A 14,811-nucleotide genomic window follows, 5' to 3' on the forward strand; every position below is an offset into this window, starting at 1 on the left:
GGCAGACGACGCTACTTTCGCAACGCGCCCTAGCCGCGCATCAGGCCGACCTGCTGTGCGGTGACGAAGACGGGGGATCCCTTGTCCATGCCGCCGGCGATGTGGTCGGCGATGGGGCGGAACCGGGAGGCCGCGGTGATGGCGATGCTGTAGCGGAGCATGCCGCTCGCCTGCGTGGTGCGGTCGGTGCCGCGGACGCCGAGGTCCCTGAGGCTCTGCTCAAGGCTGAACCAGCCGAGGTCGACGTCGGTCAGCGACTGGTTCGCGACGCGGGCGAGATCGTCGTAGCCCTCCTTGCCGAGGAACCAGTTGTCATCGGTGGCGTCCTCCTTGTCCGGTATGCCGGAGGCGAGGTTCAGGACGACGCCGTGCGGGGTGCCACCGACGGAGAACCGGACGACGCGGAAGTCGCTGAGCCGTACGAGCGCGTGCGCCGTGGGGGTGTGGTTGCCGCCGCTGATCACGACGTCGGCGAACCTCCGGGTGTCGACGTCGGGCGTGGTGCTGCCGTCGGCCGGGGTCTCGGCGAGACTCCGCAGCCGGTCGAGCATGTCCAGGTAGGCGCCCGATCCGCGGTCCAGCTGCCAGCGGACCTGGGGGAGGTCGACGTCGTCGGTGCCCATCCATGCGTGGATGATCACCAGGAGGCCGAGAAGCACCGACAAGGCGACCACGATGGTGACGCTGGTGGGCATGTCGTGCTCCGGTTGTTCGACGTGCGGCGATGTCACCAACGACGCTCACAGCCGGGCGGTTGTTTGGCAGGCCCCTGTTGCCGCCGCGAACAATTCAAGAGGGCAGGGTTTCATGTGGTGCGTACACATATGGGGCTTTCCGGACGCGGACGTGCCGAGGCCCGACGGGTGGCCAGGACGCCCACCCGTCGGGCCTCGGTGCGTGCCGTCAGGCGGTGCGGCGCTCGAACTGCTGGTTGGTGCCGGTCCCGCAGGTCCACTGGATGAGTCGGGCGCCGTTGGCGGTGGAGGCGTCCTTGACGTCCAGGCACTTGCCGCTGTGCCGGGCCACCAGGCGGTAGTAGCCGCTTCCCTGGTCCTCGAACCGCCACTGCTGGTTGGTGCCCGTCGTGCAGCGGTACTGGTTCACGAAGGCGCCGTCGGCGGTGGAGGCGCCGGAGACGTCCAGGCACTTGCCGCTGTGCTGGGCGAGGACGCGGACGTAGCCACTCCCCGCGTCCTGGAGCCGCCACTGCTGGTTGAGGCCGCCGCCGCAGGTGTACTGGAGGGCGAACGCGCTGTCGGCGGCCGAGTTGTCGGTGATGTCGAGGCACTTGCCGCTGTGCCGGGCGACCAGGTTGTAGTAGGGGCCGCCGCCCACGCCGGTGACCGTGCCGGCTGCGGTGTCGACGGCGATCTGCGGGTACCAGGGCAGGTTCATGGTGGTCTTGGTCGGGAAGGTCAGCGGCAGCCAGACGTACTGGGAGTCGTTGACGGTGCCGCCCATGGAGTTGCCCCAGCGGTCGCCCATGTACAGGTACGAGGTGCCGGAGGTGCCCTGGACGGGCAGGACGAACGTGGTCTGGGAGCCGTAGCCGGTGTCGTCCCCGATGTCGGCCATCGCCGTCCACGGGCCGGTGATGCTGGTCGCGGTCGCGTACCTCTGCTGGTTCGGCTTCCAGCCGCTGTTGCCGGAGGTGAGCATGAAGTAGACGCCGTCCCGCTTGAACAGCGCCGGTGCCTCGCGGAAGGTGCCCGCCCACGGGTTGGCGGCCAGGCTGTCGTAGCCGGTGTAGTCGGCGGTGAGCTTCCAGATCTGCAGGTCGGCGTTGCCGGCCGCGGAGGTGATCTGGTAGGCGGTGCCGTCGTCGTCCTTGAACAGCGTCATGTCGCGGGACGTGGTGCCGGACGGCGGGCGGAAGCTGCCCCGCCAGGTGTAGTCGCCGTCGACGGTGTCGGAGACGGCGACCGCGGCACGGGCCTGGTTGTAGTCGCTGCCGTTCTCCTTGTGCATCCACATCACGAACGTGCCGGTGGTGCTGTTGAAGATCACCTTCGGGCGTTCGATGTTGGCGACCGCCAACTCGGGGTCGCTGGCCTGGGTCAGCACATGGCGCCGGAACTCCCAGGTCTTCAGGTCGGTGGAGCGGTAGACGGAGACGGCCTTGAAGGTGTTGTCGGCGTTGCGGTTCTCGCCGAACCAGTAGTAGAAGGAGCCGACCTTGATCACCCCGCCGCCATGGGCGTGCACCACGGCTCCCGTGGCGTCGGTGAACTGCGTCCCGTTGGTCACCGTGACCGGTGCGGCCGAGGCGGGCGAGCCGGTCACCAACAAGGCGAACACGCTCACCGTGGCGGCCAGCACGAGCGTGAGGATGCGTCTGAGCATGGGTACCTCAGCAGTTTTGGAATTGTTGATGTGTGTGCGACTCCGTTGCCGGACGGTAGAGGTGGGTGCATCGGTACGTCAAGGGTTCTGACATCCGATGTCTGCTGGAGCGGATCTTGATACGTCTGGCCACCACCTGCGTTCTGGGCGCTTTTTCGTCCGCCCTATGGACAGGGTTGACGTCATGATTCTTAATGCATTCAGCGTCATCCCGGTGCGATGTGCGTTTCTGTGCGGCTCCCTGTATCCCGCCGTCCCCGGGATGACCCATCCGATCTGTTCGGTCCCGATGCTGACGCACCGCATGGTCCGTGCTGTCCTTTGGACAGGCAGGAGAGATCTCCCTTGTCAGAACCGCTCACGCGACGAAGAGTACTGATGGGTATGGCGGCCATGACGGTCGCCGCAGTCGTCACGCCCGCCCTGGCGAGCCCCGCGCACGCCGCGTCCACCCGGCCCCTTCCGCTCCCGCCCCTGCGTGTCCCGAAGCTCGACCAGGGTGTCGAGCAGCAGTCCGACGACAAGATCCAGTGGCTGCGGGACGCCAAGCTCGGCATGTTCATCCACTGGGGTCCCTACTCCGGCCCGGCCAAGGGCGAGTGGTACATGGAGAACGCCGCCGTCACGCCGGAGAACTACAAGAAGTACGTCACCGACGTCACCGGTGAGCAGTTCACCGGCAGCGCGTACAGGCCGGCCGACTGGGCCCAGCTGGCGAATGGGCGCCAAGTACACCGTTCTCACCGCTCGCCACCACGACGGGTTCGCGCTGTGGCCGTCCACCCACCCGAACGCCTGGCACGCCGGTCAGGCGCCGCTGCAAAAGGACTTCATCGGCCAGTACGTCACCGCCGTACGGGACGCCGGGCTGAAGGTGGGCCTGTACTTCTCCCCGCTGAGCTGGCGCTACCCCGGCTACTATGACGTCCGTGGCACCGACTGCCTCCCGAACGCGTGGGGGTACACCACCGATCCCGCGCACAAGGAGAACGCGCGGATCATGAAGAACGAGGTGTACCAGCAGGTCAAGGAACTGGTCACCCAGTACGGCAAGATCGACGACCTGTGGTGGGACGGCGGCTGGCTCGGCCAGCAGGGCTCGGACGCGGACGCCGCCTTCTTCTGGGAGCCCGGCAGGTTCCGCGACCCCGCCAACGAATGGCCGGTGGACGCCGCCTACGGCGACACCGATCCCGCCACCGGCAAGCCTCTGGGCCTGACCGGGCTGGTCCGCAAGCACCAGCCCGACGCCGTCACCACGCTGCGCTCCGGCTGGATCGGCGACTTCGCCAGCGAGGAAGGCCCCTCCGTCCCGAGCGGTGCCATCCGCACCGGCAAGGTGTCGGAGAAGTGCTTCACCATCGGCGGCGCCTGGGGCTACAAGGCCGGCTCCGGGGTGATGAGCTTCGGCACCGCCATGAACATCCTGGTCAACGCCTGGGTGCGCGACATGACCTGTCTCGTCAACGTCGGCCCCGACCGCACCGGCGCGGTCCCGAGCGCCCAGCAGACCCTGGTACGGCAGATCGGCTCCTTCCTGACCATGTGCGGGGAGGCCGTGTACGGCACCGTCGGCGGCCCGTGGAACCCGGTCGACGGCAAGTACGGGTTCACGTACAAGGACAGGACCTTCTATGTCCATCTGCTGCCCGGCTACAGCGGCACCTCCTTCACCACCCCGCAGATCGGCGACGCGAAGGTCACCCGGGTGTTCGACGTGGCGTCGGGCACCGACCTGGCGTACAGCGTGAGTGACAGCGGCGAGGTGACCGTCACCGGCATCAACCGCACCCGCGTCCCCGAGGACAGCGTCGTCGGCGTCATCCTGGACCGGACGGTGCAGCCGGCCGACATCGCCGCCGGCAGGCCCGCCACAGCGAGCAGCGAGGAGAGCTCCAAGGGGAACACGGCGGCCAAGGCGGTCGACGGCTCCACCGCGACCCGCTGGTGCGCGAGCAACGGCAGCACCGGCCACTGGCTGAAGGTGGACCTGGGGGAGGCCAAATCGCTCACCGGCGTCCGGATCGCCTGGGAGCTGGACGCCACCAACTACCGGTACCGGATCGAGGGCTCCACCGACAACGCCACCTGGACCACCCTGGCCGACCGCACCGGCACCGCCGGCACGAGCCAGGTGCAGGTCGCCATGGTCAGCGCCTCGGCCCGGTACGTGCGGGTGACCGTCACGGGCCTGCCCTCCGGGGCCTGGGCGTCCATCCGCAGTCTGGAGGTCTACGACCGGCCCTTCGCCGCCGATCTGGGCACGTTCCGGGTGGTCAACCGCAAGAGCGGCAAGGTGCTGGACGTCAGCGCGGCTTCCAGCGCCGACGGCGCGGCCGTCATCCAGTGGCCGTGGACCGGCGGCACCAACCAGCAGTGGAAGCTGCTGCCCAACACGGACGGCTCCTACCGGCTGTCCAACGTCCGCAGCGGGAAGGTCCTGGACAGTCCGGGGGGCTCCGCCGAGGGCGCGGCCCTGGGCCAGTGGGCGGACACCGACGCCGGCAACCAGTGGTGGAAGCTGGTCCCCGCGACCAGTGGCCACTACCGCCTCGTCAACGTCGGCAACGGCTGGTGCGCCGACGTCAAGGACGCCTCCACCGCGGACGGCGCCGCGGTCATCCAGTGGCACGACACCGGAGGCGCCAACCAGGAATGGCAGGTCATCGCCCTGTAGCCGGCGAGCCGCGCAGCGCCGCGATCGCGGTCACCGCTCATGTGGTGGCCGCCTCGCCCGTGGCGGGTGAGGCGGCCGGCGGGGTTGTGCGCTGCGATGGATGTGGCGGCCGGTCGGCGGAGGGCCGCTGTCCGGGCCACCCCACCGGGTGCCCGGGCCGACTCGGCGAGGTGGGCGGTGTGGCGCACTGGCGGGCTCTGATCGTTCTCGGTACGGCCCAGTTCCTCATGGTGCTGGACACCTCCGTCATGAACGTATCGATCAGTCAGCTGGTCGAGGACTTCGACACCGAGGTCACGGCCATCCAGGCCGTGATCACCCTGTACGCGCTGGTCATGGCCGCGTTCATGCTCATCGGAGGACGCCTCGGGGACATCCTCGGGCGACGCTGCGTCTTCCTCCTGGGCCTCGTCGTCTACGCCACCGGATCGGCTCTGACCGCCGTGGCCCCCAGCCTGTGGGTCCTCACGCTGGGCTGGTCCGTCATCGAGGGGATCGGGGCCGCCATGGTGTTGCCGGCCATGGCGGCCCTCGTCGCCGAGTCCTACCGGGGCCGGGACCGGGCCGTCGCCTACGGCGTCATCGGCGGACTCGCCGGTGCGGGCATCGCGGTCGGCCCGCTGCTCGGCGGCTGGGTCACCACGTACCTCACCTGGCGGCTGGTCTTCGCCGGCGAGGTGGTGGTCGTCGTGACCGTCCTCTGCTTCCGCCGGGTGATCACCGACATCCCCCGGACCGGGCCGCGCCCCCGGCTGGACGCCGTCGGCGCGATCCTCTCGGCCGCCGGGCTCGGCCTCGGCGTACTGGGGGTGCTCCAGAGCGGAACCTGGGGCTGGGTGCAGCCCCGCAACCCGCCCTTCACCGTCCTCGGATTCGCGCCCACCCTGTTCGTCGTCGCCGCCGGAGTGGCCGTCCTGGCCTTCTTCCGGCACTGGGAACGGCACCGGGAACGCGAGAACCGCGACCCCCTGGTGCATCTGTCGCTGCTGGGCGTGCCCGCGCTGCGGTCCGGCCTGATGACGCTGGTGAGCCAGAACCTCATCCTGCTCGGCCTCTTCTTCACCATCCCGCTGTACCTCCAGGTCGTCCAGGGATTCGACGCGTTCCAGACGGGACTGCGGCTGCTCCCGGTGTCCGTGACCATGCTCGTGGCGTCCACCGTCGCCGCCCGGCTGGGCCGGCGGGTGGGGCCGCGCCGCATGGTCCGGCTGGGCCTCGCCGCACTCGTCGGGGCCGTCGTGTGGCTGCTGGCCACCATCGACCCCGTCATCGACGACGCGCAGTTCGCCTGCGCCATGGCCCTGCTCGGCGTGGGCATGGGCATGCTCGCCTCGCAACTGGGCAACGTCGTCCAGTCCAGCGTGAGCGAGGAGGAACGCAGCGAGGCCGGCGGTATGCAGTTCACCGCGCAGAACCTGGGCTCCGCGCTGGGTACGGCACTCATGGGCTCGATCCTCGTCGGCGCGCTCGCCCACGCCTTCACCTCCCAGATCGCCGACGACCCGCGGCTGTCGGAGGAGACCCGCGAGCGTACGGGCGTCGCCCTGGAGGCCGGGATCTCCTTCGTCCCCACCGACCAGGTGCGCTCCGCCGCCGAGCGGGCCGGGCTGCCGCCGTCCGAGGTCGAGGCACTCACCGACGCCTACGCCACCGCCCAGCTCAACGGTCTCAAGGCGGCCCTCCTCGCCGCCGGCGGCATCACCCTCGCCAGCTACCTCGTCACACCGCATCTGCCGACGGGGCGGACCGGAGGGACCGGTGGGAAAGGCCCGGCGGCGCCGGACGCCGCCGCCCCGGCCGCCGGAACATCCCGGTCGGCCCGCCGCCCATGAAGGGGGTTCCCGTGTCCGAGAGCGACCGGACCACCGCCCACGACCGGACCACCGCCCAGGCACCGACCACGCCCCCCGCGCCCCCCGCCGCCCGGGCCCGGCGGGCCGAGCGCCGCGCCCACGCGGACTACAGCGGCGGCATCTACGGCTCCATGCTGGCGGCATCCGTGATCCTCGGCGCCGGCACCCTGGGCTCCTTCCCACGGCTGGAGATCGTGCTGCTGTTGCTGCTCACCGGCATCGTCTTCTGGATCGCGCACGTGCACGCCGTGCTGTTCGGGGAACGCCTCGCCCAGCGGTCCCTGGACCGCCGGGTCGTCCTGCGCGTCTGCCAGGAGGAGTGGCCGATCATGAAGGCCGCCGTCCCGCCCGCCCTGGCGGTGGCGGTCAGCCCGCTCCTCGGCCTGGACGTCCAGGGCGCCGTCTGGCTGGCGCTCGCCGTGGCCCTGGCCGGGCAGGTGGGCTGGTCCGTCGCGGCGGCACGGTGGGCCGGCGCCTCCTGGCGTCTCGTCACGATCGCCGCATCCGTCAATGTGCTGCTCGGCGTGCCGATCATCTGCTTCAAGCTCTTCCTCAAACACTGAGAACACTGATCGGGGCCCCTCGGCCACCCGTCATGGGGCCTCGGCGTCCACCGTCACGGGCAGTTCACCTGCACGGGGTGAGGCCCGGGGACGCACCGACCGGCACGATCGTCGGGACAGGGACGGAGTTCGCACCCCCGGCCGCCCGCGGGAGAACAGCTCATGCGCTACGAGATCCGCGTCGAGGGACACATGTCGGAGACGCTGGCCAAGGCCTTTCCGGAGCTGGACCATGTGCTGATGTCCGGACAGACCCTGCTGTTCGGCCACGTCATCGACGAGGCACACCTGTACGGGCTGCTGGCGCGCTGCCGGTCGCTGGGACTGCGGGTCGTGGAGATGCGCCAACTGCCGGAGTGATCCGGAACGGCTCACGGCCCGGACGCGCGGCCCCGTCCCTCCGCCCCGGCACCGGAACCGTCCGAGGCGGACGGCGCATCTCCCCGCCGACGCAGCCCCACCTCCACCGCCGTCGCCAGCACCCGCGCGGCCCCGCCCACGAGCAGCAGACCCACCACCATCTGGATCATGGTCGCCACCCGCCCCGTCTCCGAACGGGCGGTGATGTCGCCGAAGCCGACGGTGGTGAACGTCGTCAGCGTGTAATACAGGGAGTCCGTCCTGGTCATCGGCTCGGTGAAGGAGCCGGGCGTGGTGCGGTCCATCAGGTAGTACGTCGTCGCGAACAGCACCAGGAACACGACCAGGGTCAGGGTGAGGGACTCCACGGCCCGCAGCCGCGGATAGGGCGAGCGTGCGATGGTCCTGACCTGCCACACGAACAGCAGTACGACCGCCAGTAGACCGCACACGATCAGAGTCAGGGCGCCGCCGGTGCGGTACTCCTCCAGGGGCAGCAGGTAGTACGCGGTGAGGAGACCGGCGGCCATCAGCACCGTACGGGCGACCACCGCGCGCGTCGCCCGTCGGCGGGCACGGCGTTCACGGTTCTGCCCTGAGTCGGCAGCGCGGGTGCGGCCGTGGCCCGCCCGCCTCTCGGAGGAATCACTCATCTCGGACCCATCCTCTCCGCCGCGCGCTCGGCGCGCTTCCGCCCGGCGCCGCGGGGCACGCGCGCCGCTGCCCGTACGTACGACGCCACCGGCCGCGCCCACCGCCTCCGGCCCAGGCCCGCGGCCACGCCCCGGGTCACCCGCCGCGGGTGACCCGGCGATCGGCCGGACGGAGGAAGCTGGCCCCGTCGGCCACCATGTGGCCACGGGCGTGCGAACGCCCCGCGTGACAGTGCGAGGAGGACCTCCATGACCGCGCCGCACGACCCCGCTCCGGCCTCCGGACGCGCGGGCGGACCCGACCCCACGACCTCCCGACCGATGGTGCCCCCCGCCCCTCCGGCCCACCACCCCACGGCCGCCCCCGGTTCCGCCGCCCACGACTCCGGAGCAGGTGCCGGGGCCGTGGGCTCGCGGTCCGGGCAGGGACCGGCGGAGGCGCTCGGAGGGCTCGGCGGGTCCTGGTCCTGGCTGCTGGGGGCGGCCGTCGCCACGATCGTGCCCGGCATCCTCGTACTTGTCTGGCCCGACGAGACCCTGCACGTCCTCGCGGTCCTCGTCGGCCTGCACCTGCTCGTGCTCGGCGGCTTCCGCTTCGTCGCGGCGTTCGCCCGCCCCGACCACGGCGAACGCTTCCCCGGACTGCTGATCGCCGTGCTGTACGTGGTGGCCGGAGTGCTGTGCCTGCGGAACCCCCTGCAGACCATCACCGCACTGGCACTGATCGTCGGCATGGTGTGGCTCGTGACGGGCCTCCTCGCCCTGTACACGGCCATGTCCGCCAAGGACCTTCCCCACCGCGGCCTCCTTCTCGGCGCCGCGGTCCTCGGTGTCGTCGCGGGGGTCGTGGTGCTGGCCCTCCCGGCCGAGTCCGCGCGCGCCCTGACCCGGCTGCTCGGCCTGTGGCTCGTCCTGCTCGGCCTGGCCGAGGGCGCCGTCGCCCTCGCCGGGCGCGCCGCACTCGGCCGCGCGTCCGCCCGGAGGGCGGCCGCGCGGTGACGCGGAGCGAGCGGCTCCCTGAGCCATGACCAGACGGCGCGCCCCGGCCGACCCCGCCACCCCCGCCCGCAGAAGCAGGGCCGAACGGGTGGCCGCCGGGCTGCGCGCGGCTCCCGCCGCCCGGCTCCTGCCCCACCTGTCGGCCCTCAACGTGGTGGAGGGCTCCGTACGACTGGCCGCCCAGGCGTTCGTCACGGCGCTCCCCCTGCTGATGACGGTGGCGTCCTTCGCCCCCGGAGGAATCCAGGAGCTGCTGGTCGACTCGCTCCGCGCGGTGCTGGGGATCCGCGGCGACACCCTCGACGAGATGCGTCGGGCCTTCGCCGCGACCGGTACCACCCGTGACACCGTGGGCGCCCTCGGAGTGCTGATCACCCTTGTCTCCGCCACCGCCTTCAGCCGGGCGCTCCAGGCGGTGTGCGAACGGTGCTGGCACCTGCCCAGGGCACCGCTTCGGGCGGTGACCGTGTGGCGCTGGTTGCTCTGGCTCGTGGTCTGGCTGGGGGTCCTGCTGCTCCAGGCACCGCTGCGCGGCGGCTTCGGCCTGGGCACCGTGACGGGGCTGGTGCTGTCCGTGCTGGCGGCGCCGCTGCTGTGGTGGTGGTCCCAGCATCTGCTGCTCGGCGGTCGGATCGGCTGGCGGGAGCTGCTCCCCGGAGCCGTGCTGGCGGGGACGGGCACGGTGGTGCTGAGCTGGGCGGCCCGCCTGTTCATGCCGGCGGCCATGCAGCGCGGTCTGGAGGAGTTCGGCCCGCTCGGACCGGTCTTCACGTTCCTGTCCTGGCTGATCGCGGTGTTCCTGGTCGCCGTGTCCGGCCTGGCCCTCGGCCCCATGGTCGCGGCCACCGGCTGGTACCGGACGGCCCGCCTCCCGCGCCGTCGGCCCCGGACCACGAGTGAGCCGATGGGCCACCGGTCCGCGCCGCCGTCGACGCGGCTTCACCCTTCCCGGGTGAGGACGCGCGGTCCCCACCGTGGGCACGCTGAGGAGGCAAGGCCGGGCATGACTGCCGGGCACGGGCAGGACGGAGGAGAGACATGAGTGGGCCGACCTATCTCGCGTACGACTATCCACTGCTGAGCGCCTTCTGGACGATGCTGGTGTTCTTCCTGTGGATCATGTGGTTCGTCCTGCTGTTCCGGGTCGTCGTCGACATCTTCCGCGACGACGAACTGAGCGGCTGGGCCAAGGCGGGCTGGCTGGTGTTCGCGATCGTCCTGCCCTTCCTGGGTGTGTTCGTCTACGTGGTCGCCCGTGGCAAGAACATGGGGCGCCGCGAGGTGGCGCAGGCCCGGGCCCAGCAGCAGGCCTTCGACAGCTACATCCGTGAGACCGCCGCCGGTTCCGGTGGCCGGGCCAGCAGCGTCGACGAACTGACCAGGCTCTCCGAGATCCGCGCCCGCGGTGACATCACCGACGACGAGTTCCGCCGGGCCAAGCAACTGGTGCTGAGCGGCTCCGGCGCCCCGGAACGCTGACTCACGTCCCCCACTCCTCCGGTCGCCGACCGCGCCCGGAGCCGACACGAAACGAGGCAGCAGCATGGCAACCACCCACCACACCCGCCCCACGCGCGAGCACTCGGCCAAGCAGGGATGGGCCGTCGGACTGACGGCCTTCGCCGCCGTCATGCTCCTGATCGCCGGTGTCCTCGACGTGATGCGCGGCATCGCGGCGATCGCCGAGGACGACATCTTCGTCACGACCCGCAACTACGTCTACGAGTTCGACCTCACCAGCTGGGGCTGGATCCACCTGATCCTGGGTGCCGTCGCCCTGATCGTGAGTGCCGGGCTGTTCCAGACGTCGACGTGGGCACGCGTCGCGGGCGTGGGGATCGCCTCGCTCATCATCATCGCGAACTTCCTCTCCCTGCCGTACTACCCGGCGTGGTCGATCGTGATGATCGCGATGTCGGCGTTCGTCATCTGGGCCCTGTGCGTGGTGCGCAAGGACGACTCCCTCGCTTCGAGCGACATGTGAGAGGAGGGAGCAAGGACCCCGGTCACGGCCCCCACCGGAGGCGGCGCCCAGGAGAGCGCCGCCGGCCGGGGCGGCGTCGGCCGGCGCCTACGACCGAACACCAGGAAGGGCGGAGACCCATGTGCCGGTGGCTTGCCTACTCGGGAACACCCGTGCTGCTCGACACCATCCTGTACCAGCCCGCGCACTCGTTGATCGACCAGAGTCTGCACGCCCGGATGGGTGTGGAGACGACCAACGGCGACGGATTCGGCATCGGCTGGTACGACACGTCCCCGCACACCAGCACCCCGGCCGTATTCCGGGACGTCGGGCCGGCGTGGAGCAACCGGAATCTGCGGGAGATCGCCGACCACGTCGAGTCGCCGCTGTTCTTCGCCCACATCCGGGCGACCACCGGCACGGCGGTGCAGCAGACCAACTGCCATCCGTTCCGGCACGGCCGCTGGATGTGGATGCACAACGGCGCGATCGCCGAGTTCCACCGGATGCGCCGGGACCTCGCCCTCGTCGTCGACCCGGAGTTGTTCCTCGACATGGAGGGATCGACGGACTCCGAGATGATGTTCTACCTGGCGCTCACCTTCGGTCTGGAGGAGGACCCGCCGGGCGCCGTCGCGCGGATGGCGGGCCTGGTGGAGCGGGTCGGCCGCGAGCACGGGGTGGAGTTCCCGCTCCAGATGACGGTGGCCGTCACGGAGGGACAGCGGCTGTGGGTCTTCCGCTACTCCAGCCAGGGCGCCTCGCGTTCGCTGTACTACAGCACCGATGTGGAGACGCTCCGGTCGCTCCACCCCGACCTGTCGTTCCTCCGCGAGGTCTCCGACGACACCCGGCTCGTCGTCTCCGAGCCCCTGGGCGACCTGCCCGGAGTCTGGAACGAGGTCCCGGAGAGCCACTACGGCGTGGTGCAGCCGGGCGCCGACAAACTGCTCCCCTTCACTCCGAGTCCCGAACCCGTTCTCAGCACTTGAACCCGCTCTCGGTCCGTGAGCCCGTTCTCAGCCCCTGAACCCGCGTTCAGCTCCGGCGGTCGCGGGTGGCCCGGACCAAGGCGTCGAAAAGGTTCTGCTGGGCCGGGTCCTCGGCGGCGGTGTCCTCGGGATGCCACTGGACGGCCGTGAACCAGCCGCGCGCACCGGGGAGTTCGAGCGCCTCGGCGGTGCCGTCCACCGCGGTGGCCGTCACCTCCAGCCCCGTGCCGAGGCGGTCGACACGCTGGTGGTGGTAGCAGGAGGCGTCGACCTTCTCGGCGCCCGTCGCACGGGCCACCTCCGACGCCGGTCGCAGCGTGACGGGGTGCACGAGGTGCCGGTGCTCGCGCTCCGGGCCGCCCATGTCCTGCTCCAGGGTGCCGCCGAGGGCGACGTTGACGACCTGGAGGCCCCGGCAGACCGCCAGCAGGGGCAGTCCCAGGGCGAGCGTCTCGCGTGCGACCGCCAGGTCGAAGGCGTCCTGCGTCTCGTCCACGTCGTACACGGTGGCGTGGGTGTCGGTCGCGCCGTAGTGGTGGGGGGCGAGGTCGCCGCCGCCGGGCAGCAGGACGCCGTCGAAGCGGGTGAGGCGGGCGGCCACGTCCCCGGCGGCGGGGTGCACGCTCACCGGCTCCCCACCGGCCCGCCACACCGCCTCGACCAGGGCGCGGGCGTTGACCTCGGCGGCGTACCGGAGCGCGGACGTGGTGGCGGCGAACCTGGCCGGAATCGCGATCAAGGGGCGATGAGGCGTCAGAGGTCGCGTGGGCGTGGGAGGGCGCGTGGACGAAGGGGTCACAGCTGGATCCAGGTGGTCTTCAGTTCGGTGTACTTGTCGAGGGCGTGCGCGGACTTGTCGCGGCCGTTGCCGGACTGCTTCATGCCGCCGAAGGGCACGGTGAGGTCGCCCTCCTCGTAGCAGTTGACCCAGACGGTGCCCGCCTTGAGGGCGCGCGAGACCCGGTGCGCGGTGGACAGGTCGGAGGTCCACAGTCCGGCGGCGAGACCGTACTCGGTGGCGTTGGCCAGCCGCACGGCCTCGTCGAGGTCGTCGAAGGTCAGCACGGAGAGCACCGGGCCGAAGATCTCCTCGCGGGCCAGGCGCATGCCCGGGTCCACCCCGTCGAAGACGGTGGGCCGCAGATAGCTGCCGCCGGTGCCGGTCAGGGTGCGCTCGCCGCCGGTCAGCAGCCGCGCGCCCTCCTCGCGGCCGGTGCCGATGTGGTCGAGGACGCGCTCCAGATGGGCCTCGCCGACCAGGGCGCCCATCTCGGTCGCCGGGTCGAGCGGGTCGCCGACGCGCAGGTCACGGGCGCGGGCCACGATCGCCTCGGTGACGCGCTCGGCGACGGAGGAGTGCACCAGCAGCCGGGAGGGCGCGGTGCACATCTCGCCCTGGTTGAAGAAGATGCCCCAGGCGGCGGTGGCGGCGGCCTTCTCCAGGTCGGGGGCGTCGGGAAGGATGATGTTCGGCGACTTCCCGCCCAGCTCCAGCCAGACGCGCTTGAGGTTGGAGTCGGCGGCGTAGCGCAGGAAGTGGCGGCCGACCGCGGTGGAGCCGGTGAACGCCAGCACGTCCACGTCCGGGTGCAGCCCGATGGCCCGTCCGGCCACCGGCCCGTCGCCGGTGACGACGTTGAGGACGCCCGGCGGCAGGCCGGCCTCGGTGGCGATCCGGCCGAGGAGCAGCGCGGACAGCGGCGAGTTCTCCGACGGCTTCAGGACGACCGTGCAGCCGGCGGCGAGGGCCGGGGCGACCTTCCAACTGGCCAGCGTCAGGGGGAAGTTCCACGGCACGACGGCGCCGACGACCCCGGCGGGCTCCCGGGTGACGAGGGCGAGGGCGTCGGGGGCGGTGTGGGGTGACTCGTCGGTGAGTTTGCCGGCCAGTTGCCCGTACCAGCGGAAGGTGTTGATCGCGGCCCGCAGTTCGATCTCGTACGCGTCCGTGATCGGCTTGCCCATCTCCAGGCTGATGGTGAGGGCCAGCTTCTCCCGGTGTTCTGCGAGGAGTTCGGCGACGCGCAGCAGGATCCGGCCGCGGTCGGCGGGCGCGAGGCGGGGCCAGGGGCCGGAGTCGAACGCGCGGCGCGCGGCGGCCACGGCCAGGTCGACCTCGGCGGGGCGGGCGTCGGCGACCTCGCGCAGGACGTGTCCGTTGCGGGGCGAGACGACGGTGAACGCGGTGCCCCCGCCCGGCTCGTCCGTCCCGTCGATGTGGTGGTGGGCGGGCAGGTCCAGGTCCTTGGCGCTGCGCAGGAGGTCGTCGTGGGCGAGGGCCGGCATCGGCTCTCCTCTTCCTGAGTCGGGTGGGCGGCAGGTCGGATCGGTGGCGGGAGTGGGCCGACGGCGGCACCGGGGGAGTGGTGCCGCCGTCGGCCGCGGGGCGGGACGTCGGGGTCGGC

14 protein-coding genes and 1 pseudogene are annotated in these 14,811 nt (G+C 71.3%); 10 read left to right on the plus strand and 5 right to left on the minus strand.

Translation table 11 applies throughout. The features are described 5' to 3' along the window. Window positions 1-29: 29 nt before the first annotated feature. Both SMA5143A_RS28475 and SMA5143A_RS28480 read right to left on the minus strand, forming a co-directional pair. Window positions 30-695: a ribosome-inactivating family protein gene (locus tag SMA5143A_RS28475; RefSeq protein WP_107465682.1), complete on the minus strand. Its 666-nt coding sequence runs from the start codon at window positions 693-695 to the stop codon at window positions 30-32. Between the two features lie 208 nt (window positions 696-903). Continuing rightward, window positions 904-2,343: an RICIN domain-containing protein gene (locus SMA5143A_RS28480; protein ID WP_107465683.1), complete on the minus strand. Its 1,440-nt coding sequence runs from the start codon at window positions 2,341-2,343 to the stop codon at window positions 904-906. 555 nt (window positions 2,344-2,898) lie between these two features. Between SMA5143A_RS28480 and SMA5143A_RS44825 the strand changes: the two are divergent. From SMA5143A_RS44825 to SMA5143A_RS28500, 5 genes and pseudogenes are all read left to right on the plus strand, one after another. Next, window positions 2,899-3,000 (plus strand): annotated as a pseudogene (locus SMA5143A_RS44825) (alpha-L-fucosidase); the annotation flags it as partial. Window positions 3,001-3,061: 61 nt separating this feature from the next. Then, window positions 3,062-5,020, plus strand: coding sequence for an alpha-L-fucosidase (locus SMA5143A_RS28485; protein WP_375136554.1), 1,959 nt, complete (start codon window positions 3,062-3,064; stop codon window positions 5,018-5,020). Window positions 5,021-5,199: 179 nt separating this feature from the next. Beyond that, window positions 5,200-6,852: an MFS transporter gene (locus SMA5143A_RS28490; protein WP_107465684.1), complete on the plus strand. Its 1,653-nt coding sequence runs from the start codon at window positions 5,200-5,202 to the stop codon at window positions 6,850-6,852. A gap of 11 nt (window positions 6,853-6,863) precedes the next feature. Then, window positions 6,864-7,436 carry a hypothetical protein gene (locus SMA5143A_RS28495; RefSeq protein WP_107465685.1) on the plus strand — a complete coding sequence of 191 codons (573 nt, stop codon included), beginning with the start codon at window positions 6,864-6,866 and terminating at the stop codon, window positions 7,434-7,436. Window positions 7,437-7,598: 162 nt separating this feature from the next. Continuing rightward, the gene (locus tag SMA5143A_RS28500; protein ID WP_055543260.1) at window positions 7,599-7,796 is read left to right on the plus strand and encodes a hypothetical protein; all 198 of its coding nucleotides are present in this window, start codon (window positions 7,599-7,601) and stop codon (window positions 7,794-7,796) included. Window positions 7,797-7,807: 11 nt separating this feature from the next. On the opposite strand, the gene SMA5143A_RS28505 is transcribed toward SMA5143A_RS28500, so the two are convergent. Next, window positions 7,808-8,449 carry a potassium channel family protein gene (locus SMA5143A_RS28505; protein WP_107465686.1) on the minus strand — a complete coding sequence of 214 codons (642 nt, stop codon included), beginning with the start codon at window positions 8,447-8,449 and terminating at the stop codon, window positions 7,808-7,810. 249 nt (window positions 8,450-8,698) lie between these two features. Between SMA5143A_RS28505 and SMA5143A_RS28510 the strand changes: the two genes are divergently transcribed. From SMA5143A_RS28510 to SMA5143A_RS28530, 5 genes are all read left to right on the plus strand, one after another. After that, a complete protein-coding gene (locus SMA5143A_RS28510) occupies window positions 8,699-9,448 on the plus strand; it encodes an HdeD family acid-resistance protein (protein WP_258193787.1) in 750 nt (249 codons plus the stop codon). A 25-nt stretch (window positions 9,449-9,473) separates the two neighbouring features. Beyond that, on the plus strand, window positions 9,474-10,490 hold the full coding sequence (locus tag SMA5143A_RS28515; RefSeq protein WP_107465687.1) for a YhjD/YihY/BrkB family envelope integrity protein: 1,017 nt from the start codon (window positions 9,474-9,476) through the stop codon (window positions 10,488-10,490). Continuing rightward, window positions 10,487-10,927 carry an SHOCT domain-containing protein gene (locus SMA5143A_RS28520; protein WP_107465688.1) on the plus strand — a complete coding sequence of 147 codons (441 nt, stop codon included), beginning with the start codon at window positions 10,487-10,489 and terminating at the stop codon, window positions 10,925-10,927. Before SMA5143A_RS28515 ends, SMA5143A_RS28520 begins: the two co-directional genes overlap by 4 nt. 64 nt (window positions 10,928-10,991) lie before the next feature. After that, a complete protein-coding gene (locus SMA5143A_RS28525) occupies window positions 10,992-11,432 on the plus strand; it encodes a DUF7144 family membrane protein (RefSeq protein WP_107465689.1) in 441 nt (146 codons plus the stop codon). Window positions 11,433-11,551: 119 nt separating this feature from the next. Next, a complete protein-coding gene (locus tag SMA5143A_RS28530; protein ID WP_107465690.1) occupies window positions 11,552-12,406 on the plus strand; it encodes a class II glutamine amidotransferase in 855 nt (284 codons plus the stop codon). 46 nt (window positions 12,407-12,452) lie between these two features. Here the strand turns inward: SMA5143A_RS28530 and SMA5143A_RS28535 are convergent, their stop codons facing one another. Further along, window positions 12,453-13,145 (minus strand): gamma-glutamyl-gamma-aminobutyrate hydrolase family protein, encoded by a 693-nt coding sequence (locus tag SMA5143A_RS28535; RefSeq protein WP_258193788.1) that lies wholly within the window; start codon window positions 13,143-13,145, stop codon window positions 12,453-12,455. Between the two features lie 56 nt (window positions 13,146-13,201). Further along, the gene (locus SMA5143A_RS28540; RefSeq protein WP_107465691.1) at window positions 13,202-14,692 is read right to left on the minus strand and encodes an aldehyde dehydrogenase; all 1,491 of its coding nucleotides are present in this window, start codon (window positions 14,690-14,692) and stop codon (window positions 13,202-13,204) included. Window positions 14,693-14,811 lie beyond the last annotated feature (119 nt).

It is taken from the genome of Streptomyces sp. MA5143a (assembly GCF_900290235.1).
Lineage (GTDB): Bacteria > Actinomycetota > Actinomycetes > Streptomycetales > Streptomycetaceae > Streptomyces.